Origin of the sequence: Nannocystis pusilla, assembly GCF_026626665.1 — a bacterium.
Lineage (GTDB): Bacteria > Myxococcota_A > Polyangia > Nannocystales > Nannocystaceae > Nannocystis > Nannocystis pusilla.
The window spans coordinates 6,786,614-6,812,785 of sequence record NZ_JAPNKE010000002.1; the positions used below are offsets into that span (position 1 = coordinate 6,786,614).

The window sequence follows — 26,172 nt, forward strand, 5'->3', positions numbered from 1 at the left end:
CATGCTGTTCGTCTCCGGCACCAAGCGCAGCGGCACCTCGATGTGGATGCAGGTCCTGCGGGCCGCCGGCTTCCCCGTGCTCGGCGAGGCCTTCCCGCGCGGCTTCACCGAGGCCCTCCACCAGGCCAACCCCGCCGGCTTCTACGAGTCGATCCTCCGCCACGGCATCTACTTCCGCACCAACCCGCACCCGGTCACCGGCGAGTACTTCCTGCCCGAGCAGGTCGAGGGCTACGTCGTCAAGGTGTTCGTCCCCGGCGTCATCCGCAGCGAGCGCGCCTACATCACCCATCTCATCGCCAACGTCCGCGAGTGGCGCGAGTACGAGGCCTCGATCCTCCGCCTCTACGCGCTCGAGCGCGAGGGCATGGCCGCCGCCGGCCAACCTGTCCCCGAAGCCAGCTCGTACTTCCCGCCGGCCTACGAGTGGTGGATGGAGAACTTCGCCCTCGTGCGCGACATCAGCCTGCGCCGCTACCCGGCCCGCCTGATGACCTACGACCAGGTCCTCGACGACCCGGTCGGCACCCTCACCGGCGTGCTCGCCTGGCTCGGCCGCGGCGACCTGGCCGCCGCTCTGCCGACGATCCAGCCGGCCTACCGCACCCAGACCCGCCCCAGCTCCGACAGCGTCAAGCCCGCCCTCGCCCGCGTGTTCGACGACCTCTACGCCGGCGTGGCCGCGCAGAAGCCGTTCCCCGAGTCGCTCCTGCGCGACCTCAATGCCACCAACCGCGCGCTGCTCCCGAGCTGACGGAGATCCAGCACCGCGTGGCCCTGGCCCAGTCGCGCGGCCCGAAGCCCCCGTCCCCGCCCCGCCCCGCCGGCCTGCCCGAGCTCGACTAATTCTGTCTACAAGGACATGTTCGAAAGAACCTGCCCGTGAGGACATCATCTCTCGACCTCCTGCCCAGCCTCCGGACTGCCGCGCTCGCAGCACTCGCTCGGCCCCGCCAATCGTCGCGATTCGGGGTGCATCCGCATCAAAACCCGGCACATGACCCCGTCGAACGCGACGGGACTTCCGAGCTCTCTTCGCGCGAGCCGACCGTGATCGCCAGGGAACGCATCCCGCTCTGCGGCGAGCAGCGCCGGCCTCGCGCGTCCGCGCGCGCGATCGCGCGTCGGCCGAGGTCGGTTGCAGCCCGGCGGCACGGCGGTCAAGCTGGGCCACCTCGATGTCCGCGCTGAAGCTCGCCACCTACAACATCAACGGCATCCGCACGCGCCTGCCGGTCTTGCTGCAATGGCTCGCCAGGGAGCAGCCCGACATCGTGTGCCTGCAGGAGCTCAAGGCCGTCGACGCCGACTTCCCGGTCGCCGAGCTGCGCAAGGCCGGCTACGGCGCGCTGTGGCACGGCCAGCGCTCGTGGAACGGCGTGGCGATCCTCGCGCGGGACGGCATGCCGCTCGAGAGCCGGCGCGGCCTCCCGGGTGACCCCGAGGACACCCAGAGCCGCTACCTCGAGGCGGCCGTCCACGGCGTCCTCGTCGGCTGCCTCTACCTGCCCAACGGCAACCCGCAGCCGGGCCCCAAGTTCGACTACAAGCTGGCCTGGTTCGACCGCCTGATCGCCCACGCCGCCACCCTGTGCAACGCCGGCATCCCCGCCGTCCTCGCCGGCGACTTCAACGTCGTCCCCACCGACGCCGATATCTACAACCCGAAGTCGTGGCGCAAGGACGCCCTGCTGCAGCCCGAGAGCCGCGCCCGCTACACCAAGCTGCTGTCGCAGGGCTGGCTCGACAGCCTGCGCCACCTCCACCCCGACGAGCCGATGTTCACGTTCTGGGACTACTTCCGTCAGCACTGGCAGCGCGACGCCGGCCTCCGCATCGACCACCTGCTCCTCAACCCCGAGCTCGCCCCGCGCCTCCAGAGCGCCGGCGTCGACCGCTGGGTCCGCGGCCTCGAAGGCACCAGCGACCACGCCCCGACCTGGATCACCTTCACCGGCTACGCAGTCCCCGCCGGCGACGACTGATTCCTTTTCAAATGGACATGCTCATTCAGACATGCTCCGATGAACATGTCCTCGCGGTCATTCGCATGAGCACGCCGTGAGGTGTACTCGCAAGGACGTCAGCGGAGGCGCGTTCGGCTGCGGCGACCGCTGACGTCATCGCCGAGGCCGGGCAACCGCCGCGGCTGCGACCGATCGCTCGTCATACCTGTCCCAAAGGCCAGCCCACCGTCGCGCCGGCTCATGCACGGACGCGTCGGCGCCGTCGCCCCAGCAGCAGCGCGAGCCCGCCGATCGCCGCGGCCTCCGGAGCGCCCGCCGCCCCGACGTCGCATCCGCTCCGCGTGCGCGCCCGCGGCGGCGGCGGCAACACCTGCGGCTCGTGCGGCGGCCCGCCGCCCCAGCACTGGAAACACGACAGCGGCGCCGGCGGCCCGCACTTCGCCGTCGCGGCGCTCACCTCGTCGGCCACGCGGAACTGCTCGATTCGCCGGGTCTCACCCGCCACGCCGCAGCCGGCGGTACAGCGTCGACGGGCTGATCCCCAGCTCCGCCGCCGCCCGCTGCTGATGCCCCCCGTGGCGCTCGAGCGCCGCCGCGATCGCCGCCCGCTCGAGCTGCTGCAGCGACCCGCCGCGCGACTGCGGCGGCGGCGGCCCGATGTCGTCGGGCAAGTCGCTCGCCGCGACCACCGGACCGGCCGCCAGCGCCGCCGCTCGCTCCATCGCGTTCTCGAGCTCGCGCACGTTGCCGGGCCACGCGTGGTGCAGCAGGCGTTCCTCTGCAGCTGTCCCGAGGGACATCTTATCTCGCCCCGCCCGCCCGCAGGCGTCCGCCAGCAGCGCGCGCGCAAGTGGCAAAATGTCTTCGCGCCGCGCCGCCAGCGACGGCAGCCGCAGCTCGATCACTCGCAAGCGATAATAAAGATCGCGGCGAAAGCTGCCCGTCTCCACCGCCGCTGCGAGGTCACGATGGGTCGCCGCGATCACGCGCGCGTGGATCGGCCGCGCATGGTTCTCGCCGACTCGCCGCAGCTCGCGCTGCTGCAGCGCGCGCAGCAGCTTGACCTGCATCGCCGGCGACATCTCCCCCACCTCGTCGAGGAACAGCGTGCCGCGCCCGGCCGCCTCGAGCATCCCCACGCGGTCGCGCGTCGCCCCCGTGAACGCACCCCGCGCGTGCCCGAACAGCTCGCTCTCCAGCAGCGGCTCCGCGATCGCCCCGCAGTGCAGCGCCAGGAACGGCGCCCGCGCCCGGCTCGAGCGCGCGTGGATGAAGCGCGCCAGCCGGTCCTTGCCCGCCCCGCTCTCGCCCAGCACCAGCACGTTGCTGTCGACCGCCGCCGCCCGCCGCGCCAGCTCGAGCGCTCGCAGCATCGCCGGGCTCTGCGTCTCCCACGCCTCCGCCGGCGCCCTCGCGCCCTCGCGCGAAGGCGACTCCAGCGAATCGCCCCACGCCTCGCGCGGGCGCGCCATGAACCGGCACGTCGCGTCGCCGCGGGCCACGCAGCGATCCTCGATCACCACGATCTCGCGCTGCTCCACGCAGCTCAGGTACCCGCTGGCGAAGCCCGCCAGAGTCCAGCACACCGGCTCCTCCGACTGCCCGCAGTGCAGCAGGTGCTGCTCCGCCTCGTACGAATCGCCGACCGTCGCCCCCTCCGGCGTCATCGGCCCTGTCCCCGGCAGGAGTCGCAGCATCCCTTGCAAGATCGCCGCGCGCCCGCCTGCGTCGCGGATCGCCAGCTCGCTGTCCCACTCGAACCGCCCGCGCATCGCCTCCGCCGCCCGCCAGCCCTGCACCTGGCCGAACCGACCCAGCAGCGCTCGCGCCCCCGCCGGTCCGAGCGCCGTCATCAGCTCGCGGCGCAGCGTCCCCAGGGCGACCGCGTCGACGATGACCGCGCGGTGCCCCGCGAAGCGCAGCGCTCCGACCTCCGCGTCGGCGAGGAGCAGCGTATCGATGTCGAGGTCTTCGGCGCGCATGGTCCGGTCATTGTGACCGAGCGCGACCCGCCAGTCTGACCGGACCGCCCCGCCCCGGCCGCGCAAGTCCGCGGACACTCTCGCTGGCACGCCGCCTGCCAGTGGCGGCGTATGCGAACCAGCATCGACATCCTCGCCCCGGAAGTGCGCGCCGATCCCTACCCGTACTACGCCCGGTTGCGCCGCGATTTCCCCGTCTGCCTGGCCGAGCCTGGCGGCATGTGGCTCGTCAGCCGGCACGACGACATCATGACCGTCCTCCGCGACCCGACTCGCTTCTCCTCGCAGGGCTTCCGCGCCGTGTGGGAGCCGGCCTGGCTCGGCTACAACCCCCTCGCGCGCTCGATCCTGGCGATGGACGGTCCGGCGCACGCCCGCCTGCGCGCGCTCGCCAGCCGCTCCCTCGGTCCGCGCGCCGTCGCCCGCACGGGGCCGGCCATCCGCGCCCGCGCCGAACGGCTCCTCGCCGGCCTCGAAGGCGACGTCGAGCTCGTCTCCGCCTTCGCCGCCCCGCTGCCCGCCCACGTCATCGCCACCTTGCTCGGCCTCGACGACTCGCTCGGCGCTCGCTTCAAGCAGTGGGCCGACGACCTCCTCTCGGTCACCCCCGAGCCGCTCGACGTCGCCCACGCCGAGCGCGTCGAGACCACCATCGCCGAGCTGTCCGCCTATTTGCGCGCGGTGATCGCCGACCGTCGCCGCGCCCCGATCGACGACACCGTCAGCGAATTGATCCGCGCCGAGCTCGACGGCCAGCGCCTCGGCGACGCCGAGATCCTCGAGTTCATGGTCGCCGTCCTGCTCGGCGGCCTCGAGACCACCACCCACTTGCTCGCCACCTCGGCCCTGTTCCTCGCCGCGCGCCCCGACCTGTGGGCCCGCCTGCGCCGCGAGCCTGCGACGATCCCCGCCTTCGTCGAGGAGATGCTGCGCTTCGACGGCCCCAGTCAATCCTTGCCGCGCTTCACCACCTGCGACGTCGCCCTCGCCGGTGTCACCATTCCGGCGAATTCTCTGGTCCTCGCATTGGTCGGCTCCGCCGGCCGCGACGAGCTTCGCTTCGCCGACCCCGACCGCTTCGACCTCGACCGCGGCGCCTCGGGCGGGGTCAACTTCGGCCACGGCGTCCACTTCTGCCTCGGCGCCGCCCTCGCCCGCATGGAGGCCCAGATCGCCCTGGGCGCCCTCGTCCGCCGCTTCGCCCGCCTGGAGCCCCTGCCCGGCCCGATCGCCTACAACCGCACCATGACCGTCCGCGGCCCCGTCACCGCGCCTCTGCGCTTATTCCCCGCCTGAGCCGCTCCTCCCATGGAAGAGCCATCATTCACCCCGGCAGCCCGGCGAGCTCGCCGTCGCGGCCGAGCACCCGGTACGTCGTCGCCGCCGCCGCCGTCATCACCACCGCGTTGCCGAGCAGCAGCAGCGCGTCGTGCAGGCGATCGCCGCCTTCGGGCTCGCCGAGCGCCAGGGTCAGCCCCAGCCACACGATCAGGCGCACGAACGGGTACGCCATCGCCAGCCCGAGCAGCTGGCGGCGGCCGACCTCGTCCGAGTCGGCCAGCGCCGCCATCACCCCGATCAGCGCCGACGCCACGAAGTTGCGGGTCGGCCCGCCGAAGTCCTGCGCCGGCATCGTCCCGCCGACCAGCGCCCCCGTCAGCGCCGCCGCCGACAATGACAGCACCAGCGCCACCAGCAACACGAGCAGCGCCTGGCGGGTCAGCTCGGTCCGCTTCGCCGCCACCCCGAGCGCCGCGCTCAGCACCAGCGGCGAGAACGGCGTGAAGATCAGCGCCCCCACTGCCAGCAGCGTGTCGGCCCGCAGCATCGCGTAGGCGAGCAGCGCCGCCGACACGCACGTGCGCGCCACCAGGCTCGCGGTCACGTGGCAGTAGCGCCACAGATCGTGGTGGACATCCGTCAGCGGCACGCCCGCGGGGATCGTCACGCGCTGCGCCGACTCCTCGTTGACCAGCGCCAGCACCTCGTGGGCCGAGAACCTGACCGTGCGGCGGTCGAACAGCGGCGAGCACAGCAGCGAGCGCAAGAACTCCCGGATCTTCGGCGCCGACGACTTCAGCGTCAGCTCCTCCGCCGTCGCCACCTCGCCGCCGAGCACCCGCACCTCGTGCACGCTCGCCTCCGCGATCCCGGCCGCGCGCGCCACGGCGAACACTGCCTCCGCGGAGCCCCGCGGCACGGTCAGACGGATCTCCCGCATCGCGGGCGAAGGATGGCGCCTCGCCCCCGCCCGGCCAGCCGGCCCGTCCAGCGGCCCCGCAGCCGCTCAGCGACGACTCCACGGGCAAACGGCGCAGCCCACGCGGCGCCGCCGTCCGCCCGAGCGTGATCTGCTTTTCTCTTGAAATGAATGTCACCGCGCCGCGGCCGAAGCACCCGCTCAGCCTGCTCCTCGAATGTCCCAAGAGACATGTCATCACCGCCGACCCCCCGACCCGCATGTCCCCGGAGACATGTCATCGCCGCCCGTCCGCATCCACATGTCCCCGAGGACATGCCATCGCCGCCCGCCCGCCATCCGCATGTCCCAAGAGACATACCATCGCCGACCGCCCGCCATCCGCACGGCTCAAGAGACATGCCATCGCCGCCCGCCAGCCCTCCGCATGTCCCCAGCGACATGCCATCGCCGCCCGCCAGCCCTCCGCATGTCCCCAGGGACATGCCATCGCCCCTCGTCCGCCCTCCGCATGACCTGAAGGACATCTCATTCGATACGCCCGCCGCATGAACTCGGGGACATGTCATCGTCGCCAGGCTGCTCGTCATGGCATGACCTCGAGGACATACCGTCAGCCCGCTCGCCTCTTGTCCGCGGAGCCTGCCATCTATATTTGATTAGAAGCGTGGCCCCCCTCTCGGGGCCGCTCGCTTGCGGCCGGGCCCCTCGTGCCTCTTAATTTTCATGAGAGTCGGCGGCTGCGGGGACCTCGATGGCGAGCTCGACCATGATGAGTCGCGACCCCCTCGTCACGGCGCGGATCGTCCTGCTCGCGGCCGCCCTGGCCTGCGACGGCGCCCGCCGGGACCCGCACGCCGGGCAGTTTCAGGGCGTCGTCGAGCTCGACGAGCGCGTCCTGGCCTTCGAGATCCCCGGCCGCGTGCTCGCGGTCGCCGTCACCGAGGGTCGCTGGCTCGAGGCGGGCGACGAGATCGCCCGCCTCGACGACACCCTCGAGCGCTTGCAGCGAGAGGCGCGCGAGGCCGAGGCTCGCGCCGCGCGGGCCGAGCTCGAGCTCTTGCGCGTCGGCCCCCGCCCCGAGGACATCGCCGGCCTGCGCGACGCAGTCACCGCCGCGCGCGCCGAGGAGGCCCTCGCACGCAGCGAGCTCGACCGCCAGCGACGATTGGCCGCCACTGGCACCATTCCTCCGGCCCAGCTCGAGCGGTCCGTCGCGGTCGCCGATCAGGCCACCGCGCGCCGCCAGGGGGCCGAGTCGCGGCTGGCCGCCCTCCGCAAGGGCGCGCGCAAGCAGGAGCGCGAGGCGGCGCGGGCCCGGGCCGCCGCCGCCGCCACTCAGGTGCGCGCGGCCGACGAGCGGCTGCGTCGCCACGTCCTGCGCGCCGACCGGCCCGGCCTCGTCCTCGACGTCCACCTCGAGCCTTACGAGTTCGCCAATGTCGGCACCCCCGTCGTCACCGTCGGCGACGTCCGGCGGCCCTACGTCGACATCTTCGTCCCCCAGGCCCGCATCGCCGAGGCCGTGCTCGGCGGCCCCGCGCGCGTCGAGGTCGAGGCCGCCGCCCTGCCGTTGCGCGGCCGCGTCGAGTACATCGGCAATCGCATGGAGTTCACCCCGCGCTTCCTCTTCAGCGAGCGCGAGCTGCCCAACCTCGTCATCCCGGTGCGCGTGCGCATCGACGACCCCGACGCCACCTTGCGCGCCGGCGCCCCGGCCTTCGTCACCTTGCAGGACGTCTGATGCCCGACTCCGACGAGCTCGTCGTCGACGCCCAGCACCTCTCGCGCCGCTTCGGCGCCCACGTGGCCGTGCGCGACGTCAGCCTGCAGGTGCGGCGCGGCGAGATCTTCGGCGTCCTCGGGCCCAACGGCGCCGGCAAGTCCACCGCCCTGCGCATGCTGTGCGGCGTCCTCGATCCCACCGGCGGCCGCGCGGTCGTCGTCGGCCACGACGTCGCCCGCGAGCCCGAGCGCGTCAAGGCCAACATCGGCTACATGACCCAGAGCTTCAGCCTCTACACCGACCTCACCGTCGCCGAGAACATCGGCTTCTACGCCAGCCTCTACGGCCTCGCCGGCGCCGCGCGACGCCGGCGGATCGACGCGGTCCTTCACGAGTCCGAGCTCGCCGCGCGCACCGGCCAGCTCGCCGGCGAGCTCTCCGGCGGGTGGAAGCAGCGGCTCGCGCTCGCCTGCGCCACCATTCATCAGCCTCCGCTGATCTTCCTCGACGAGCCGACCGCCGGCGTCGACCCGCTGAGCCGGCGCGAGTTCTGGGAGCGGATCCACGGCCTCGCCGCCGCCGGCACCACGGTCGTCGTCACCACCCATTACATGGACGAGGCCGAGCGCTGCCACCGGCTCGCCTTCATCTCCCACGGCGAGGTGTTCGACAGCGGCCGCCCCGACGACATCGTCGCCCGCGCCGGCCTGGCGATCGCCGAGTTCATCGTCGACGACGTCGACCAGGCCACCTATTTGTTGCAGGGCCTGCCCGGCGTCGAGGAGTGCGCGCATTACGGCCGCGTCCTCCGGCTCGCGGTCCACGGCGGCGAGCCCGTCGCCGCCGCCCGCGCTCGCCTCGATCGCGCCGGCCTCGCCGTCCACGACATGCGCGAGAGTCGAGCCACGGTCGAGGACGCCTTCGTCGCCATGGTCCGGCGGGAGCGACGAGCATGAGACGTCTCCTCGCCGTCAGCCTCAAGGAGCTGCGCCAGCTCCGACGCGACCGGCTCACCCTGGCGATGATGCTCAGCATGCCCGTCAGCGAGCTCTTGCTGCTCGGATACGCCATCAACACCGACATCCGTCACATCCAGACCGTCGTCCTCGACCGCGACCGCTCGGCCGCCTCGCGCCGGCTGGTCGTGCAGATGCAAGCGACCGGTTATTACGACATCGTCGGCGACGTCGAGAACTACGAGGACATCGCCCGCGCCCTCCGCAGCGGCCGCGCCACCGTCGGCCTCGTCGTCCCCGCGCGCTTCTCCTCCGACCTCACGCGCCGCCGACCCGTCCGCCTGCAGCTGCTCGTCGACGGCTCGGACCCGCAGATCCTCGGCACCGCGATCGACACAGCCACCGGCCTCGCCGCCGCCCGCTCCGCCGAGCTGGCCACCCCCGGTCTCGCGCAGACCCATCCGCGTCCGGCCTCCGCGCCGCTGAGCTTCGAGCCGATCATCCTCTACAACCCCGAGCAGCGGACCGCCGTTTACATCGTCCCCGGCCTCATCGGCGTCCTCTTGACCATGACCATGGTCATGCTCACCGCCATGGCGCTGACCCGCGAGCGCGAGCGCGGCACCCTCGAGGCCCTCATCGTCTCGCCGGCCACCCGCCTCGAGATCGTCGGCGGCAAGATCGCGCCTTACATCGCCATCGGCTACGGCCAGATGACCCTGGTCCTGCTGGCCGGCTGGTGGTTCTTCGACGTCCCCACCGCCGGCTCGCTCCCGCTGCTCTACCTGCTCGCCGCCCTGTTCATCGCCGCCCACCTCGCCCTCGGCCTCTTGTTCTCGACCGTCGCCCGCACGCAGCAGCAGGCGATGCAGATGTCCTTCTTCTTCCTCCTGCCCAACATCCTCATCACCGGCTTCGTGTTCCCGTTCGAGTCGATGCCGCTCTCCGTACAGCACCTCGCGCAGGCCCTGCCGCTCACTCACTTCCTCCGCGTGGCCCGCCGGATCCTCCTCAAGGGCGCCCACGCCGAGGACATGAACCACGAGATCGCCTGGCTCGCCGCCATCGTCGCCGTCTTCATCGCCGCCGCCGCCGTCCGCTTCAAGAAGAAGCTCTTATAAAAAAATCGGGGGACGCGGGGCTCACCGCGGCAGCACGAGCGGCGGGATCGAGGGCGGCGGCGGGATCGCAGGCGGCGGCGGAATCGGGGCCGGCGGCGGCATCGTCGGCGGCGGCGGAATCGTCGGCAGCGATCGCGGCAGAGTCACGGGAGATTTCACCGGCAGCAGCTTCGGCGGCGGCTCTCGTTCGGGCGCCTCCGGCAGCGGCGCCATCGGGGTCACCGGCGGAATGGAGCCGGCCGCGGCGGCGGCTCGAACGACGGCGGCTCAGCCGAATCGGCGCTGGCGATTCGCCAGGGCGCCACGAATGCGAGCAACAGAGCGAGCGTCCGGCACCCCATGTATAAAAAGATGCCCCGATCGGGCCAATGCGCAACGCCGCGCAGGCATGATTCACCGCCGCTCGCCGGCCTCGTGCGGCTCGATATGAAAAAGTCTACAGTGCCGGAGTCTCGCGCGGTTTCGCCCGAGCGCAGCACGCGCGGCTTGGACCCTCGATTCATCCTCGCTACCCTGCCCCGGCTCGCATGACCGAGCCTCGCACCCACGTCGTCGGCGCGCGCGTCGTGATCCGCGACGAGGAATGGCGGGTGCGCGCGGTCCGGACCACCCCGCCGGCGCCGCCGAGCTCCACGTCGTCGGCCTCTCCTCGCTCGTGCGCGGCCGCGAGGCCGTGTTCCTCGACGACCTCGACGCGATCGACGAGGCCCGGCCTGCGGACACCGACCTCGACGACTCCTCGCATTGTCACCGCGGCCGCCCGCACCACGAAGCGCCCCTGCACCTCGGCCACGGCGGCGCGACCTCTCGCCCCGCTCCACTCCGCCACGCCTTCGCCGTCACGACCGACCTCAAGCGCGGCGCCCGCGAAGCGATCGAGCAGCTCGCCGACGAGCTCGTCCATCACTGCCGCCAAGCCGACCCGTCCATCCTCGATCACCCCGAGTTCGCCGAGCGGCTCACCCGCGAATGCGTGGTGTTCCTCCACCGCCTGCTGTTCCTGTTCTACATCGAGGCCCGCGGCGCCGAGCTCGGCGTCGTGCCGATGCACACCGACGCCTATCGCCGCGGTTACTCGCTCGCGGCCCTGCGCGACCTCGAGCTGGCTCCCCTCGAGACCCTCGCCGAGCGCGACGGCCAATATTTCGCGACCTCGCTGAAGCTCCTGTTTCGCCTGATCCAGCGCGGCTACCCCGAAGCCCCTGTCCCTCCGCACTCCGATCGTTCCGCCGGCTTCGCCCTGTCTGGCCTGCGCAGCGAGCTGTTCGACGACGCCCGCACCCCGCTGCTGTCGGCCGCTCCTCTGCGCAATCACGTCTTACAAACGATCCTGCGGCGATTGTCCCACTCGCGTCCGCAGGGCAAGCAGCGGGGCGGACGGATCTCCTACGCCCAGCTCGGCATCCACCAGCTCGGCGCCGTCCACGAGGGCCTGCTCAGCTTCACCGGCTGCTTCGCCCGCGAGGACCTGTACGAGGTGCGGGCCGCCGCCGACCGCGACGACGACGACGCCCGCACCTGGTTCGTCGGCCATTCGCAAATCTCTTCCTATTCGCCGGACGAGATCGTCCGCGTCCACCCGCCCGGCAAGTTCCTCTATCGCCTGGCCGGCCGCGACCGCGAGCGGAGCGGCTCCTACTATACGCCCGAGGTCCTGACCCGCTGCCTCACCCGCTACAGCCTCGCCGAGCGCCTGCCCGGCGCCCGCGCCGACGACATCTTGCAATGGACGATCTGCGAGCCGGCGATGGGCTCGGGCGCCTTCCTCAACGAGGCCATCGATCAGCTCGCCGACGCCTACCTCGAGCGCAAGCAGGCCGAGCTCGGCCGCACGATCGCCGCCGAGCAATACCCCCACGAGCGCCAGCGGGTGAAGTACCACCTCGCGGTCCACAACTGCTACGGCGTCGACCTCGACCCGCAGGCCGCCGAGCTCGGCAAGGTCTCTCTGTGGCTGAATGTCCTCCACGCCGGCGCGGTCGCGCCGGAGCTGGGACTGCGGATCGCCGTGGGCAACAGCCTGATCGGCGCCCGGCGGGCAGTGTTCGCATTCGATACGCTCGCGCCCGGCCGCGGGCCCCGCAGCGAACCGACCCCGATTCCGCTGACCGACGCACGACCGGACGACTGCGTCTATCACTTCCTCGTCGCCGAGCCCGGCATGGTCGGCTTCGACGACGACCGGCCGCTGAAGTCGCTCGCGCCCGCGGCAGCCGCACGGATCCACGCATGGCGCCGGCAGCTCCTCGCAGTCGACCCGGCCCCCGAGCGCGCGCCTGGCGGCGATCTGCGCCCGCATCGACGCCCTGTGGCGCGCCCACCTCGACGAGCGCCGCGCCGCGCTGCAGGCAGTCCGTCAGCCGCCAGCGCTGTGGGGCCAGCCCGCCGAATCATCGGACCGCCGCGCGCCCGTCCCCGTCGCCGAGGCCGCCGCCCTCGCCCGCGCCGACGCCCCCGGCCGCAGGCTGGCCGCGATCATGGATTACTGGTGCGCCCTGTGGTTCTGGCCCATCGACCAGGTCGATGCATTGCCGACCCGCGAGCAATGGCTCACCGACGTCGAGCAGCTCCTCGCCACGGACGACCTCGACCGCGGCCCCGCCAGCCCTGCCCTCGCGGTCGCGCGCCGCGTCGCTCGCGAGCAGCGCTTCTTCCACTGGGAGGTCGCCTTCCCCGAGGTCTTCGCCGCCGGCGGCATGGACATCGTCCTCGGCAACCCGCCGTGGACCAAGGTCGTGTGGGAAGAGGCCGGCGTGCTCGCCGAGCTGCAGCCGCGGCTCGGCATCGACAGGTCGGCCGCCACCGTCTCGCCCGCCGAGCGCCAGCGCCTCCTCGCCGACCCCGCCGCGCGCGGCCTCTACTTCCGCGAGCTGACCACCGACGTCGGCACCCGCAACTTCCTCGGCAGCCGCCTCTACGCCCTCCTCGGCGGCACCGCCTCCAACTTATACAAGGCCTTCCTCGTGCGCGCCTGGTCGCTCGCCGGCCCACGCGCGGTCGTCGGCCTGTTCCATCAGACAGGTGTGTTCGACGACCCCGCCGGCGGCCCGCTGCGCGCCGAGCTGCACCGCCGCCTGCGCTTCGCCGCCCGCTTCCAGAACAAGCTCATGCTGTTCCCGGAGGTCCTGCACACCCGACCCTATGCATTCACGATCTGCGCCGGCCGGCGCGACGACCCCGAGTTCCGCTACCTCGCCAACCTGTACCACCCGCGCACCATCGACGCCTGCCTCGAACACGACGGCAGCGGTGAGGTCCCCGGGATCAAGGATGACGACGGCGCGTGGGACCTCCGCGGCCACCGCGACCGCCTCGTGCGCGTCGACGCCGACGCCCTCGCCCTGTTCCGCGCGGTGTTCGACGCCCCCGACACACCGCTCGCCGAGGCGCGCCTGCCGATCGTTCACAGCGCGACGCTGCTGGCGATCTTGCGCAAGTTCGCCGCCGCGCCGCGGCGCATGCTCGACCTCGCCGACGATTACACCGTCAGCGAGCACTTTCACGAGACCTACCAGCAGCAGGACGGCACGATCCGTCGCGCCACTCGCCGGCCCGACGACCTCGCCCAGTGGATCGTCTCCGGCCCGCATTACTATGTCGCCACGCCGCTGGCCCGCGACCCCAACGAGGCCTGTCGCAGCCACATGGACTACACCACGATCGACCTCACCGCGATCGCCCCCGACTTCCTCCCGCGCACCAACTATCTCCCCGCCTGCGCCGCCGACGAATACGCGGCCCGCAGCCCGCGCTGGCGCGACGTCCCGCTCGCCGCTCGCCACCGGTGGATCGGCCGCAAGATGCTGTCGCCCTCCGGCGAGCGGACCCTGATCTCCGCCGTCCTCCCGCCCGGACCGGCCCACATCGGCGCCAGCGTCAGCCTCGCTTGCCGCGACGACGCCACCACCGTCCACTTCGCCGGCCTGACCGCCTCGCTGCCCTACGATTTTTGGCTCAAGATCACCGGCAAGTCGAACCTCAGCAACGACGTGATCAAATTCCTGCCGCTGCCCGCCGCCGGGCGCGCCGCGATCGTCCTGCGCACATTGCTGCTGAATTGCCTCACCGAACATTACACCGGGCTATGGCGCGACCTGTTCGTCGAGGCGTTCCGCCGCGACGGCTTCGCCTCCGCCGATCCGCGGCTGCCCGCCCTCGTGAACCTCGGCCCGCGCTGGACCCCCGACACGCCGCTGCGAACCCCGTTCGCGCGCCGGCAGGCGCTGGTCGAGCTCGACGTCCTGGCCGCGCTGGCCCTCGGCCTCTCGCTCGCCGAGCTCCTGGCGATCTACCGCCTGCAATTCGCCGTGCTGCAGCAGAACGAGCGCGGCACCTGGTACGACCGCCGCGGCAAGGTCGTGTTCTCCGACAACGTCCTGCTGGCCGACCTCGGCCTCGGCCGTCGCCAGTGGCAGCCGATCGCCGATGCCCGCGCCGGCGATGCGCTGCCGCCCTGGGCCCGCGACGCCCAGGGCCCCTACATCCCGCCGTTCGACCGCTGCGACCGCGAGGCCGACCTGCGCCGCGCCTACGAACATTTCGCCGCGCGCCTTTGATTCTCCGCCTGTCCCTTCGTACCTATCACATGTCTCCTGAGACAGGCGATCGGCCTCACGGCGCCTGTCCCTTCGCACCTGTCCCATGTCCATCGGGACAGGCGATCGGCCTCACTGCAGACGGATGCCGTCGACGCCCCACAGCGCCGTCGCCGAGCTGTCGGTCGGCAGCCGCGTCAGCTCGCCCGCCTTCCACCGCTGCACGAACGCCCCGTCGTCGTCGCCCCAGCCGACCACGAAGCCGAGCTCGGCGTCGACCAGCACCACCGCGGTATGCGGGTCTTGCACCTCCTGCGTCGTCCAGGTCGCGCCGTCCCACAGCGCCAGGACGGGCGGGCGGGGACCGAACGACAGGTCGGTCACCGCCATCCCGAAGCTCTTTGGAGGGCTTCACGGAGCCGTTCTATGGGCACCAGCATTCGCCCGACGACCCTTAACTTTGAGCCGCCGTGGCCCCGTCGGTACTTGCGGGACAACAATCCGGGGGCGGACTAAGCATCTGAATCACCTGCTGGCCGAACTCGTAACATGCTTCGAATTTTGCCGGAAGATCACAGCTGCCACACGCCCCTATTACTTCCTGAGGCTGGACACGCTTGCATCCAGCCTCAACCTGAGCCTCCAACTGGGCGTGGAGTCGATCAAACTTCGGGCCAGTTATTTCACGCAATCTCTTCAAAAAAGCTCTGTCTTCCTCTTGGCGGACGGGCCATTCGTCATCGATCAAGGTCACGTACATCGACTGAAAAACCGCAAGGACGAATGTTGAGCACGTCAATCCAACACAGCCTGGTCCAGGAATGAGGTCTCCTGTGTCGAGATCAAAGCTCGACTGAGACGAGAACGGAATCGCATAGGGAAACACCTTCGACTCCGTAAACCGCTTCCAAATCAACCGACAGAGCGCGCCAATGTGCCGCACCCGCCGCGGGTCCTCAGTGTCGGGGACGGCCCAAAGCCGCAGTTCATTCCATGTGTTGTAGAGATGATTCTCCCAACCCAAGTGAAGAACAGCTGCGTCTCCCTTTTTGCGCGATATAAAACCCCGGAGTGCAGAAGACCGTGTTCTGAGCGGCACACGACCACAGCCGCTGGAAAAGGTTGCGACAGGAATGGAGTATTGCATTCGAATACAGCCTTGCCCACAGCAGACCTCGTTACCAAAGACCCCGCAGCAGTTTCTCAACGCTGTCCGGCTCGATTTTGCGCAAGCGCGCCTCAACACGCCTCAGCAGCGAAGACCATTTTAAGCCTGGAGGATGCGCGTTTTGTGATTGCCAGAAGTCCTGTAAGCAACGTCGGCTCGAGACGTTCCAGGTCGAAGCGCTGCAGCACATCGTCAACCAACGCCATGCGTCCTTGGCGCAACAAATCGTCGACGTTCTCGAAGAGTACATCGAGAGCATCATCGAGCTCGTCCGTCTTTACAAGTTCGTAGATGTGTTGAACCCAAGCCGGTGTCGCTTCAACGACATTTGGCTCGGCGCGCCTGGTCACTGCTGCGCCAGGGCTTAGCAATCTCGACACTTTCACTTCGTAGACGTACCGGTCTACGAGGCGAGCCGTCGTGCTTGCTATTACCACGGCATCAAAGCGCGTCAACTTCGCGCCGCCTGCAATAACGTTAGCGCCCGAAACCTTCGTACCTGCGAGCTTCGCAGCGCTTACGAGGGCTTTCCGCTCTGAAGAGCTTGGCCGCTCAACGGAGGGCAAAAACGCAGCATCAGCGTCGGAGTGTATCGGCGGCAGCTGAAGAGCTGGATATGTGGCCTTCATTGAAAAAGCTCCCGCATCGCATCGGTAATGGAGTCTTCAAAGATCGTTCGCTGCATCGTATGCAGTTCGTCGACGACCTGCAGCCAGTCCGATGTACGAATGTCGCACAACGGTTCGGCCTCTCGCTCTCTTCTGGCGCCTATATCTATGATCATGCGAGGAAAGTTACCATCCGGCGTCGTGCTCGCCAGGACCAGGGTAACGGTAGTGCACCCATCCTTGTGGATTGAGGTCGACGCATGGTAGAAAGTTTGCAGATTCTCCGGCATCGCCTCTGGGCGAAACGGCATGATCCTTACAAAATCATGAAACGGTCTACCGACGGCACGGAGCGTAATACGATCAACGTATCGGACCGCGACCGCCTGTAACGGACCCTTTACAACAGAGAGCACACCCTGGAGAGCATCCTGAGCCTGCCGGATAAATTGTTCCCATCCAGGGTATGGCTCAAGCACATGAATGGACAGGAGGTTTGCTCCGAAACCAAGCATGCGCTTTTGGTCTCGCGAGGCAACGAAGGTCATGTCATCCGCACTGATGGATGCAGACGGAGTGTCAGGATATTCCTCGCCCAGCTTGCTTTGAATAGCTGCATGAAGTTTCGCTCCCGGAACATCATCGAGGAAGCGAAGCTCGATCACGGCCTCGATAATGGGGGGCGGGGATAGATGCGCCGCGTCAAGGTCATGAGAGTGTAGCGCCCCTCTCCTCAGGGTGAAAGCGCGTCGCCCGCTGCGCGGGTCCGCAAGCGATCGTGGCGTTCTGCATTTCGCACCTGTAACCAGGGTTTTTATCTGGAACAAGGATAGCGGTGCTCAAGATCAATCTGACCGAAAAATTATGTTCGGATGTCCAGGTTAAGTTCGTGCCAACCCTGCTCTGCAGATGCCGCCGCCGATAGATTTGCGCAGCGCCCTCAGCGGAGGGAGAAACCCTGAGTTGAGAGTCAGATCCCCTGAGCCCGTGCGCAGATGCGCGCGCCCCGCGGCGGGTTCCGTCGCGGGCGTGTATCTCGCCGCAATCACTATCGCCCTCCTCCTCGTCGCCATCGCCTGCAATCCGGGCGGCCCCGCCACGGAGACCGCGATTGGTTCGACCCGGGGACACGGCCGGCGAGCCCTGCCCAGCGGGCGCGCTGGGTGCGCCTGCACGTCCGGTGGGGGTTGCGACGCCAGCCTCACCTGCGAGCTTGAGGCTCTGCGTGGGCTGCGCCCTGCCCTGCACCGACTGCTGCTGCTACGATGTCGGACTCGCCTGCGGCGACGACAACCTGTGCGTGGAGGGGTATCAAAGATCTGCGGGGGACAGCGTCGTCGACGAGTTCGAGGTCTGCGACGCGGGCGCGGACAACGGCGACGACAGCGTCCGTACGTTAAGCAGAAGGTGCCGGTCTCGTGAGGGCGAACACTGTCCCGGAGGTCCCGGCGCCGCGATGGTCACTCACGGTCGACGAACGGTCCACCCCGGACTCTCGGCCGGCGCCCTCGACCATGAGCGGCGGACGCGCCACCGCCGGTCGAGCGATTTCGGCCGATGCACACGCAGGCTCGGTCCGACGAAATGTTGCAGATCCGAGTCTGCGCATTTCGCTGCATCCGCCCACTCGCTGCAAATGCTGGATCTTGCGCTCACAGCCGGATTTGGCGCGAGCATCGATCAGCGCGGCGTGGCCGGGTGGAGCTGTCCGCGGATGTCGCCGTAATACGTCTGCCCGGTGGTGTGCAGATTGAAGTAGAGCTCGCCGTCGCGGGCCAGCTGTGCCATCCCGGCCACCGTCGACACCTTGACCGGCGCCACGCTGCCGAGCGACGGGCTCGGGATCACGCAACCCGAGGTGAACGCCCCGACCAGGCCGTGCGCGTGCTCGACGGTCTGGACCAGGTGTTCGTTGCGGATCTCCACCGAGAACAGGCTGTCGGCCAGGTTGCTCTGCAGGTCGGTGGCGTGGGCGAAGTCGACGAGGATCGGGCCGAGGATCCCGGGCTTGCCGCAATGGATATGAAACATGTTGATCGTCTTCGGATCGATGCCCTCGATCTTGACGTCGATGAAGGCCCGGCTGAAATCGTTGGAGAAGCGGACCTGCCCGTGCGCGCGGTGGCCGGCGGCTTCGCGCGCGGCCCGGCTCTGCGACGGCGTGCTCGAGCGGAACTGCTTGGGCGTGGTCGCCGGGGTGTTCTCCTCCTCGTCGCCCTCCTGGTGCGGCGTCAAGAAGGCCTCGTAGACCGCGCCGATCTGGGCCCCGCGGCTCGGGTCGAGCTCCCCCGCGCTGGCCGCAGTCGCCGCCGCCGCCGTCGGGGACGGGGTCGTCGGCGCCGCCTGCACCGGCGCCGGATCGGGCGCAGCCGTGGTCCGGCCCTCGGCCCGCGTGTCGCAGGCAATCAGCAAGATCGCACCCAGGAATACAACGCGTCGTCCGTCCATCACCCCGCCAGCGTAGCGAACTCTGCCGCGCCGCGATGGCGACACGTGGACACCGGGTGGTCCGAATTGGACTCGAGCGCCCGCGCGCCCGCGAACCGCCGTGCAGACGCCCGCGCTCGCGTCGCCCCGCGTGACCGCCAGTCAGCCTACGCGGCCTCGCAGAACGCCACTTCCATCACCAGTTCAGCGAAGGATCCGCTCAGGTAGGTCGCACAGGCCTCGCCGCACAGCTTGACGATGCGATCGCCGTTCTGCTCGTATTGCACCCACATCCCCGGCGGCTCGCCGCATTCGCTCTCGCCCTCGGCGAGCGGCTCGCCGTCGAGGCGGACCTCGTCGATCGACCACGGGCAGAGGGTCGCGACGATCCCGGACGGAATGGCGCAGCCCCCGACGTCCGGGGGCAGCGGCGTCGGCCGGTTGCACTTGCAGCAATCCTCGATCGCGTCGCAGCCCTCGGAGCACAGGTCGTGCGCCGGATCGACGACGCACTCGCCGACCGCAGTGGTCGCATCCCCGGTCGAGGACGTGGTGCCGGTGGCCTCCCCCGTCGGGGTAATCACCGTCCCTCCGGCGGTCGTGACCGGATCTCCCGAACTCGTGCCCGAGCTCGTCGTGCCGCCCGAGCTCGCGGAGGTGCTCGCGCCGGTCGAGCCCGTCGAACCTCCCGGCGTCGACGGCCCGCACGCCAGCCCCAGGATCAGGCAACCCCACCACCTCGGCATCCGCATCGCCGGTCGGCGCTCACAGGAACGTCGCCATGTAGACCACGAGGCAGTACCAAGGCGTGCCGGCGAGGATGATCGCCTTGCGGCCGCGGCTGAGGTCGCGGCGGGAGCCGCCGGCGATCAGCAGGCCGAGGGCCAGGCACCAGACCACCGCGGCGATCGCCACCGCCAGCGCGAACGCCTTGAGGATGAACGGCGCCATGCCGGGGACGAACAGGCCGGCGGCGGCGACGGCCGTCAGGAGCAGCGGCACGTAGGCCAGCGCGAGGACCGCGCGGGACAGCCACGGCCGCGAGTGGTCGTTCGCCCGGCGGGCGTGGGCCAGCGCCCACGAGGCGATGAACACCAGGGTGCCGAGCAGCGCCAGGGCCACCCCGCCCAGCACCAGCAGCTCCTGGGCGCGGCGGAAGATCTCCCGGAGACGGTCGAGGCCGCCGAAGGCCCGGTCGAGGCCTTCCAGGAGGGTGGAGCCGAACACGGCGAGCGGGAGGAGCAGCGCGAACGCGGGGCGCATCGAGGACCAGTGTACCACCCCGAAGCCACGGGCAAGGTCGCGGCCACGGGCGCGGGCGGCGAGGACCCGGCGCCCGCGCACCCGGCGAGGGGCTTGCAAGCCGCGGCCTCCTGGGGTAGAGATCCCGTCCCCAACTTGCGTGTGTAGCTCAGTTGGATAGAGCGTTGGCCTCCGAAGCCAAAGGTCGCAGGTTCGACTCCTGCCACGCGCGCCAGCCCGAGCGCCGCCCGGACCCCGGGCGGCGCTCGTCGCTTCGGGCCCCGTCGGCGTCGCCAGCCATGTCTCTTCGGACATGCCGGAAAGCGCAGGCCGCCCGGTTCGATGACGACATCGCCGCGAGCAGGCCGCCGGAGCTTCGCGCGGGCATGACGGCGCAGGCCCGGTTCGATGACGACGTCGCCGCGAGCAGGCCGCCGGAGCTTCGCGCGGGCATGACGGCGCAGGCCCGGTTCGATGACGACGTCGCCGCGAGCAGGCCGCCGGAGCTTCGCGCGGGCATGACGGCGCAGCCCGCCTCTCCCGGCGACGCCGCCCCTCCGGGCGACGCCGGCCCCGACCTCGCAGGTCAGCGCGAGCGGTCGTGACGGCGCCTGCCGCCCGCGCTCGTGGTGCGCGCGGTCGCCTCATCTGCTCATTTGGACATGCCCTTCGAGGCATGTCCCTACAGCCACGTCACTCGGGCGTGTGGCACACCGCCTCGACGTTGTGGCCGTCGGGGTCGAGGACGAACGCCGCGTAGTAGTTCGGGTGGTAGTGCGGGCGCAGCCCCGGCTCGCCGTTGTCGCGGGCCCCGGCGGCCAGCGCCGCCGCGTGGAACTGGCGCACCTGCTCGCGGTTCGCCGCGCGAAAGGCCAGGTGGAGCGGCTGGGCCTCGCCGGCCGGCGCGAGCCACAGCTGCGGCGCGCCCGGCAGGCCGAAGCCGGCGGTGGAGGCGTCCTCGTAGGCCGTCACGGCCCCGAGCGGGGCCAGGGCGGCCGCGTAGAAGCGGGCGCTGCGGGGGAGATCGCGGACGTTGAGGTTCAGGTGGTCGAGCATGGGCCCGGTGTAGCCGGGGGCCCCGCCCCTACACTTGGCGGATCTTGCGAATCTGATGCTGCCGGCGCCAGCGCCCCGGCGACAGCCCGACCAGGCGATGGAACGTGCGCACGAAGTTCGACAGGTCGCCGAAGCCGACCTCGAACGCCACCTCGGTCACCGGCACCTCGCTCTCGCACAGCCGCGCCGCCGCCCGCTCGACGCGGGTCTGCACGAGGTACTGGTGCGGCGTCACCCCGAACACCGCGCGGAACAGCCGCAAGAAGTGGAACGGGCTCAGGCCCACGTGCTCGGCCACGTCCCCCAGCAGCAGCGGCTCGGCCGCGCGGGCGGCGATGTAGCGGGCCCCGGCCACCGCCCGCTCGCGGTCGCTCGCGCTCGCGCTCGCCCGCGGGGCCCGAGGCGAACCTGTCTGAAGGGCCAGCTCCTCGAGCACCGCGGCGGTCAGCGCCAGCGCCAGCGCCTCGACCTCGGGCGCGCGGGTCGGGTCGCGCGAGTCGGTCGCCGCCGCGAGGGCCCGCGCGAGCGCGGAGATCCGCGGGCGCGGGGCCAGCGCCGGGGCCGCGAACAGCCGGCCCGGGGCCGCGTGGGCCGACGCCGCCGCCGCCAGCAGCGACTCCGACAGCGCGAGGCTCAGGCACACGTCGCCGACCCCGTGCTCGTGCGAACACACGAACGCCTCGTCGACCTCGCCGAGCAGCACCGAGCCGGCCACCAGCGCGTGGGTGCGATCGCGGCAGCGGTAACAGAAGCTGCCCGTGAGCACGAACGACAGCGACGCCTGGCGATGCTGCTCCGGGAACGGCCGGTCGCGGGGCCCCGCGTGGCACACGTGCCGCGACACCGTGATGTCGGGCAGCCCGGCCAGCAGTTCCACCCGTGGCACCGCGGCCGCGGGGTCGGCGCGAGACGGCGTGGGGCCTTCCGCCACCCGACCTGGTGTACCGACACCACTCGCGCGGGTCAACCGCGCTCTGGCTGGCCCGCGCGAGTTGCGATACGGTCGCGAGCGCCAGGACGGCCATGGAAATCGCAGCGAGCGTCACCCTCGGACTCTTGTTCCTGATCTCGGGCTTCGCGTCCCTCTTCTTGATGTTCAAGCTGTGGGGCTGGCCGGACGGGCATCAACCGGGCATGTCGAAGGCGCCGTCGCATCTGGTGCGCCTCCACGACATCTTCAAGGTCGTCTTCACCGCGCTCTACGTGGTGATGATGGCCGTCATGGTCCCGCGGCTGTGGAACTACCAGGTCGAGCTGCCGCCGCGCTCGGCCGTCCACGTCAGCCTCGGCTTCTTGCTCGGCGTACTGCTCCTGGTCGAGCTCGCGTTCTACCGCGTGTTCCGCCACCTGCAGGACTGGGTCCCGCCGCTCGCCACCGCGACGGTCGGCTGCGCCGTGCTGCTGCTCGGCCTGTCGGTCCCGAGCGCCCTGCGCGAGTACGGCCTCGCCCGCGGCCAGGTCGGCGGCGGCGTCTACAGCGTCGAGAACCGGGACCGCGTGGCCCGCCTGCTGCCGCTGGCCGAGATGCCGGCTGACGCCCCGTTCGCCGAGCTCACCACCATCGACGCGCTGCGCCACGGGCGGGAGATCCTCGCCACCAAGTGCGTCGTCTGCCACGACCTCAAGACGGTGCTCGTCCAGCCGCGCGCCCCGGCCGGCTGGTGGCGCACCGTCGAGCGCATGGCCGACAAGCCGACCTTCGAGGACCCGCTGACCGAGCGCGAGCTCTACGACGTCACCGCGTACCTCATCGCCATCACCGGCGACCTCCAGCGCTCCGCCCGGCAGCAGCGCGAGCAGAAGCTCAAGCAGCAGCAGGCCATCGCCCCCGTCGACCCGGCCGCGCCCGCCCCCGCCTACGACGCCGCCGCCGCGCAGAAGGCCTTCGAGACCCGCTGCAGCGAGTGCCACGAGCTCGCCGAGGTCGACAAGAAGCCGCCGACCTCGGCCCGCGAGGTCAAGGAGGTCATCGAGCGCATGGTCGCCGACAACGGCATGGCCGCGCCCCCCGGCGAGCTCGACCTCTGCTACGCCTTCATGGTCCGCAAGTACGCGCCGAACGAGGTCGCCAGCGCCCCCGCCACCCTCGGCGCGGCCGTCGGCGCCGAGGTCCAGGCGGCCGTCGCGGTGGCCAGCGCACCGCCTGTCCCGGAGGACAGCAAGCCTGTCCCCACGGACAGCAAGCCTGTCCCTGCGGACAGCAAGCCCGCCGCCGCCCCGCCGCCGGCCGCCGAGCCCGACGTCGTCCTCGACGACGCCCCGCCGGCCGCCGCGCCCACGCCCGCGCCCGCCAAGCCCAAGCCGGCCCCGGCCAAGGCGATCGACGCCCGCGGCCTCTACGTCAAGCACTGCGCCGCCTGCCACGACGCCAGCGGCAAGGGCAAGCCGGGGCTCAAGAGCAAGGGCATCCCGGACATGACCGACAAGAACTGGCAGAAGAAGAACGGCAAGGCCGCGGTCGCGCGGGCGATCAAGGCCGGCATCCCGGGGACGATGATGAAGTCGTTCGCCGCCAAGATGAAGCCGGAGGAGATCGACGCGGTCGCCGCCTTCGTCAAGAAGCTGCGTTGACGCCCGGGCGGCCGGTCCGCCGCGCGCGGCGGAGCGGCCGCGACGACGGCGGCGCCCCGGGTCAGGGCCGCTGCGCCGCTCGCCGCTGGGACGCCCGCCCTGCCGGCGCATAGTCGAGGGGGCGGCCATGACTTCCCCCAGCGCCAGCGGCCCTCGCGGCTTCCGCTTCGACGACCTCGAGCGCCTGGCGCCGCTGCTGTTCGCCTTGATGGAGAACGCGCCGGAGTTCGTCCTCCTGCTGTCGCCGACCGGGGTCATCCGCCACATGAACCGGACCGCCGCCGGCACCTCGATGGCCGAGGCGACCGGCCGCAGCGTGTTCGAATACATCGCCCCGGAGTCGCACGCCGTCGCGCGCGTCGCGATCGAGCAGGTGGTCGCCACCGGCGAGGCCCAGTCCTACGAGTGCGTCGGCACCGGCGCGTACGGCCGCCCGACCCGCTTCGAGTCGCGGATCGGCGCCATCAGCGAGGACGGCCGGGTCGTCGCCCTCCTACTGATCGCCCACGACATCACCACGCGCGTGGCCATGGAGGCCGAGCTGCGCGAGAGCCGGGAGCAGCTCGCCGTCGCCGTCGCCGCCAGCGGCCTCGGCCTGTGGGAGTGGCACGTCGAGAGCGACACCGTCGTGTGGAACGAGGTCATGCGCCAGCTCCACGGCTTCGTCCCCGAGCAGGTCCCGCGCAACTTCGCCGACCTCGTGGACACCCTCCACCCCGACGACCGCGCCGGCCTGGCCGCCCGCGCCCGCCAGGTCGCCAGCGTCGAGGACTTCGTCGACTTCGAGTACCGCATCATCAAGCCGGGCGGGCAGATCGCCTGGTTGCTCGTGCGCGGCAAGCCGGTCAAGGACGACCGCGGCCGCGTCGTCAAGATGGTGGGCGGCGTCGTCGACATCACCGCCCGCAAGCAGGCCGACGAGGCCCTGCGGCGCGAGGAGGAGCGCTACCGATCGCTCGTCGCCACCCTCGCCGAGGGCATCGTCGTCGTCGACGTCGACGGCCGGGTCGTCACCTGCAACACCAGCGCCGAGCGGATCCTCGGCCTCGCCCGCGCCCAGCTCCACGACCCGATCGGCCTCGCCAGCCCGTTCCGCGCCATCCACGAGGACGGCGCCCCGTTCCCGCTCGAGAGCTGGCCCGCCGTCCTGGCCTTGAGGACAGGTGAGCCGCAGGTCGGCGTCATCATGGGCATCTACCGGCCCGACGGCGCCATCGCCTGGATCTCCATCAACGCCCAGCCGCTCTACCACGCCGGCTCGGCCGCGCCCTACGCCGTCGTCGCCTCGTTCTTCGACATCAGCGACCGCAAGCGCGCCGACGCCGAGCGCGAGCGCCTGCTCGGCGACGAGCAGCGGGCCCGCCGGCGCGCCGTCATCCTCGCCGAGGCCGGCAAGCTGCTGGTCTCGCAGCGCGACGTCCACGCCGCGCTGGCCGAGTTCGTGCGCCGCCTCGTGCCCGAGCCGGCCGACCTCGCCGCCGTCGAGCTGCTCGACGACGACGGCCGCTTCGGCCTCGCGCGCCGCGTCACCGTCGCCGCCGGCGACCCCGAGCTCGAGGCGCGCTACGTCGACCTGCGCCGACGCCTGCCGCTGCCCGCCGACTGTCCCTTGCACGAGGTCCTGCAGCGCGACGAGGTGCGGCTGTCGTCCGCGCGGCCCGACGCCCCGCTGCTGACCCTGCCCGGCGTCCCCGAGACCGACGCCTGGCTGGCCCCGCGCCTGCGCTACCGCGCGATCGCCCTCGTCCCGCTGGTCGCCCGCGGCCGCCCGCTCGGCGTCATGCTCCTCGCCACCCGCGGCCGCGCCCTCGGCCCCGACGAGCTGTCGCTGATCGACGAGCTGGCCCTGCGCGCCGCCCAGGCGGTCGAGAACGCCCGCCTCTACCACGAGATGGAGCTGGCGCTGGCCAAGCGCGAGGAGTTCATCGCCGTCGCCTCGCACGAGCTGCGCACCCCGCTGACCCCGATCGTCCTCCAGGTCGACCGCCTGATCCGCCACGCCCGCGGCGACGACGAGTTCTCCGCCGCCGCCGCGCTGCCCAAGCTCGGCGTCATCCAGCGCCAGGCCGACCGCCTCCACCGCCTCATCGAGGAGCTGCTCGACGTCTCGCGGATCACCGGCGGCCGCCTCAAGATCGAGGTCGAGGACGTCGACTACGCCGAGCTCCTGCGCGCCATCGTCGAGCACTTCACCGAGCCGCTCGCCCGCGCCGGCTGCGACGTCCACCTCACCGCCCCGCTGTACGCCTCCGGCCGCACCGACCGCACCCGCTTCGAGCAGATCGTCAGCAACCTGCTCGCCAACGCCATGAAGTACGGCGGCGGCAAACCGATCGAGCTGGCGCTGGTGCAGGACGGCGAGACGATCACCCTGTCGGTCCGCGACCACGGCATCGGCATCTCGAAGGGCGACCAGGCCCGCATCTTCCAGCGCTTCGAACGCGCCGTGTCCGAGCGCCACTACGGCGGCCTCGGCCTCGGCCTGTGGGTCGCCCGCCACGTCTCGGAGGCCATGGGCGGCCACATCAGCGTCACCAGCGCCCCGGGCGCCGGCTCGGTGTTCGTCGTCAAACTGCCCCGGCTGGTCGCCGAGGCGCAATGAGCGGAGTCCGT

General features: G+C 71.0%; 23 protein-coding genes and 1 tRNA gene. 10 read left to right on the forward strand and 14 right to left on the reverse strand.

Annotation, left to right across the window (positions count from 1 at the left end; genetic code table 11):
• Position 1 precedes the first annotated feature (1 nt).
• Positions 2-754: a hypothetical protein gene (locus tag OV079_RS29930; RefSeq protein WP_267772384.1), complete on the forward strand. Its 753-nt coding sequence runs from the start codon at positions 2-4 to the stop codon at positions 752-754.
• A gap of 424 nt (positions 755-1,178) precedes the next feature.
• Positions 1,179-1,985 (forward strand): exodeoxyribonuclease III, encoded by an 807-nt coding sequence (xth, locus tag OV079_RS29935; RefSeq protein WP_267772385.1) that lies wholly within the window; start codon positions 1,179-1,181, stop codon positions 1,983-1,985.
• Between the two features lie 220 nt (positions 1,986-2,205).
• Here xth and OV079_RS29940 read toward each other — a convergent pair whose 3' ends face one another.
• Together OV079_RS29940 and OV079_RS29945 are read right to left on the reverse strand one after the other, a co-directional pair.
• Positions 2,206-2,472: a hypothetical protein gene (locus OV079_RS29940; protein WP_267772386.1), complete on the reverse strand. Its 267-nt coding sequence runs from the start codon at positions 2,470-2,472 to the stop codon at positions 2,206-2,208.
• Entirely contained in the window at positions 2,462-3,949 is a 1,488-nt protein-coding gene (locus OV079_RS29945; RefSeq protein WP_267772387.1) for a sigma 54-interacting transcriptional regulator, read from the reverse strand. Before OV079_RS29945 ends, OV079_RS29940 begins: the two co-directional genes overlap by 11 nt.
• 111 nt (positions 3,950-4,060) lie before the next feature.
• Here OV079_RS29945 and OV079_RS29950 point away from each other — a divergent pair, with 111 nt between their 5' ends.
• Entirely contained in the window at positions 4,061-5,245 is a 1,185-nt protein-coding gene (locus OV079_RS29950; RefSeq protein ID WP_267772388.1) for a cytochrome P450, read from the forward strand.
• Between the two features lie 28 nt (positions 5,246-5,273).
• On the opposite strand, the gene OV079_RS29955 is transcribed toward OV079_RS29950, so the two are convergent.
• A complete protein-coding gene (locus tag OV079_RS29955) occupies positions 5,274-6,170 on the reverse strand; it encodes a hypothetical protein (RefSeq protein WP_267772389.1) in 897 nt (298 codons plus the stop codon).
• A 733-nt stretch (positions 6,171-6,903) separates the two neighbouring features.
• On the opposite strand from OV079_RS29955, the gene OV079_RS29960 reads away from it, so the two are divergent.
• From OV079_RS29960 to OV079_RS29970, 3 genes are read left to right on the forward strand one after another with little or no spacing between them, the layout of a single operon-like run.
• Positions 6,904-7,893, forward strand: a complete 990-nt coding sequence (locus OV079_RS29960; RefSeq protein ID WP_267772390.1) for an HlyD family secretion protein — start codon at positions 6,904-6,906, stop codon at positions 7,891-7,893.
• Positions 7,893-8,831 carry an ABC transporter ATP-binding protein gene (locus tag OV079_RS29965; RefSeq protein ID WP_267772391.1) on the forward strand — a complete coding sequence of 313 codons (939 nt, stop codon included), beginning with the start codon at positions 7,893-7,895 and terminating at the stop codon, positions 8,829-8,831. Before OV079_RS29960 ends, OV079_RS29965 begins: the two co-directional genes overlap by 1 nt.
• Positions 8,828-9,952: an ABC transporter permease gene (locus OV079_RS29970; protein ID WP_267772393.1), complete on the forward strand. Its 1,125-nt coding sequence runs from the start codon at positions 8,828-8,830 to the stop codon at positions 9,950-9,952. Before OV079_RS29965 ends, OV079_RS29970 begins: the two co-directional genes overlap by 4 nt.
• Positions 9,953-9,973: 21 nt before the next feature.
• Here OV079_RS29970 and OV079_RS29975 read toward each other — a convergent pair whose 3' ends face one another.
• From OV079_RS29975 to OV079_RS29985, 3 genes are all read right to left on the reverse strand, one after another.
• Positions 9,974-10,174: a hypothetical protein gene (locus OV079_RS29975; protein ID WP_267772394.1), complete on the reverse strand. Its 201-nt coding sequence runs from the start codon at positions 10,172-10,174 to the stop codon at positions 9,974-9,976.
• 286 nt (positions 10,175-10,460) lie between these two features.
• Positions 10,461-11,267 carry a hypothetical protein gene (locus OV079_RS29980; protein ID WP_267772395.1) on the reverse strand — a complete coding sequence of 269 codons (807 nt, stop codon included), beginning with the start codon at positions 11,265-11,267 and terminating at the stop codon, positions 10,461-10,463.
• Between the two features lie 3 nt (positions 11,268-11,270).
• Positions 11,271-12,251, reverse strand: coding sequence for a hypothetical protein (locus OV079_RS29985; protein ID WP_267772396.1), 981 nt, complete (start codon positions 12,249-12,251; stop codon positions 11,271-11,273).
• Positions 12,252-12,429: 178 nt separating this feature from the next.
• On the opposite strand from OV079_RS29985, the gene OV079_RS29990 reads away from it, so the two are divergent.
• The gene (locus OV079_RS29990; RefSeq protein ID WP_267772397.1) at positions 12,430-14,508 is read left to right on the forward strand and encodes a hypothetical protein; all 2,079 of its coding nucleotides are present in this window, start codon (positions 12,430-12,432) and stop codon (positions 14,506-14,508) included.
• Positions 14,509-14,619: 111 nt separating this feature from the next.
• On the opposite strand, the gene OV079_RS29995 is transcribed toward OV079_RS29990, so the two are convergent.
• The 6 genes from OV079_RS29995 to OV079_RS30020 form a co-directional block, all read right to left on the reverse strand.
• Positions 14,620-14,871, reverse strand: coding sequence for a hypothetical protein (locus OV079_RS29995; RefSeq protein ID WP_267772398.1), 252 nt, complete (start codon positions 14,869-14,871; stop codon positions 14,620-14,622).
• Between the two features lie 855 nt (positions 14,872-15,726).
• A complete protein-coding gene (locus tag OV079_RS30000) occupies positions 15,727-16,284 on the reverse strand; it encodes a hypothetical protein (RefSeq protein ID WP_267772399.1) in 558 nt (185 codons plus the stop codon).
• Positions 16,281-17,090, reverse strand: coding sequence for a TIGR04255 family protein (locus OV079_RS30005; RefSeq protein WP_267772400.1), 810 nt, complete (start codon positions 17,088-17,090; stop codon positions 16,281-16,283). The genes OV079_RS30000 and OV079_RS30005 overlap by 4 nt, the downstream gene beginning before the upstream one ends.
• An 853-nt stretch (positions 17,091-17,943) precedes the next feature.
• Positions 17,944-18,675 carry a CHRD domain-containing protein gene (locus tag OV079_RS30010; protein WP_267772402.1) on the reverse strand — a complete coding sequence of 244 codons (732 nt, stop codon included), beginning with the start codon at positions 18,673-18,675 and terminating at the stop codon, positions 17,944-17,946.
• Between the two features lie 182 nt (positions 18,676-18,857).
• Positions 18,858-19,442, reverse strand: a complete 585-nt coding sequence (locus tag OV079_RS30015; protein WP_267772403.1) for a hypothetical protein — start codon at positions 19,440-19,442, stop codon at positions 18,858-18,860.
• 13 nt (positions 19,443-19,455) lie between these two features.
• Positions 19,456-19,953 (reverse strand): hypothetical protein, encoded by a 498-nt coding sequence (locus OV079_RS30020; protein WP_267772404.1) that lies wholly within the window; start codon positions 19,951-19,953, stop codon positions 19,456-19,458.
• 137 nt (positions 19,954-20,090) lie between these two features.
• On the opposite strand from OV079_RS30020, the gene OV079_RS30025 reads away from it, so the two are divergent.
• Positions 20,091-20,167: transfer RNA gene (locus OV079_RS30025), tRNA-Arg, on the forward strand.
• Positions 20,168-20,625: 458 nt separating this feature from the next.
• On the opposite strand, the gene OV079_RS30030 is transcribed toward OV079_RS30025, so the two are convergent.
• Both OV079_RS30030 and OV079_RS30035 read right to left on the reverse strand, forming a co-directional pair.
• The gene (locus tag OV079_RS30030; RefSeq protein ID WP_267772405.1) at positions 20,626-20,988 is read right to left on the reverse strand and encodes a VOC family protein; all 363 of its coding nucleotides are present in this window, start codon (positions 20,986-20,988) and stop codon (positions 20,626-20,628) included.
• Positions 20,989-21,016: 28 nt separating this feature from the next.
• Entirely contained in the window at positions 21,017-21,865 is an 849-nt protein-coding gene (locus tag OV079_RS30035) for a helix-turn-helix transcriptional regulator (RefSeq protein ID WP_267772406.1), read from the reverse strand.
• A gap of 146 nt (positions 21,866-22,011) precedes the next feature.
• Here OV079_RS30035 and OV079_RS30040 point away from each other — a divergent pair, with 146 nt between their 5' ends.
• On the forward strand, positions 22,012-23,559 hold the full coding sequence (locus OV079_RS30040; protein ID WP_267772407.1) for a c-type cytochrome: 1,548 nt from the start codon (positions 22,012-22,014) through the stop codon (positions 23,557-23,559).
• Positions 23,560-23,686: 127 nt separating this feature from the next.
• Positions 23,687-26,161, forward strand: coding sequence for a sensor histidine kinase (locus OV079_RS30045; protein ID WP_267772408.1), 2,475 nt, complete (start codon positions 23,687-23,689; stop codon positions 26,159-26,161).
• The last annotated feature ends 11 nt before the right edge of the window (positions 26,162-26,172 follow it).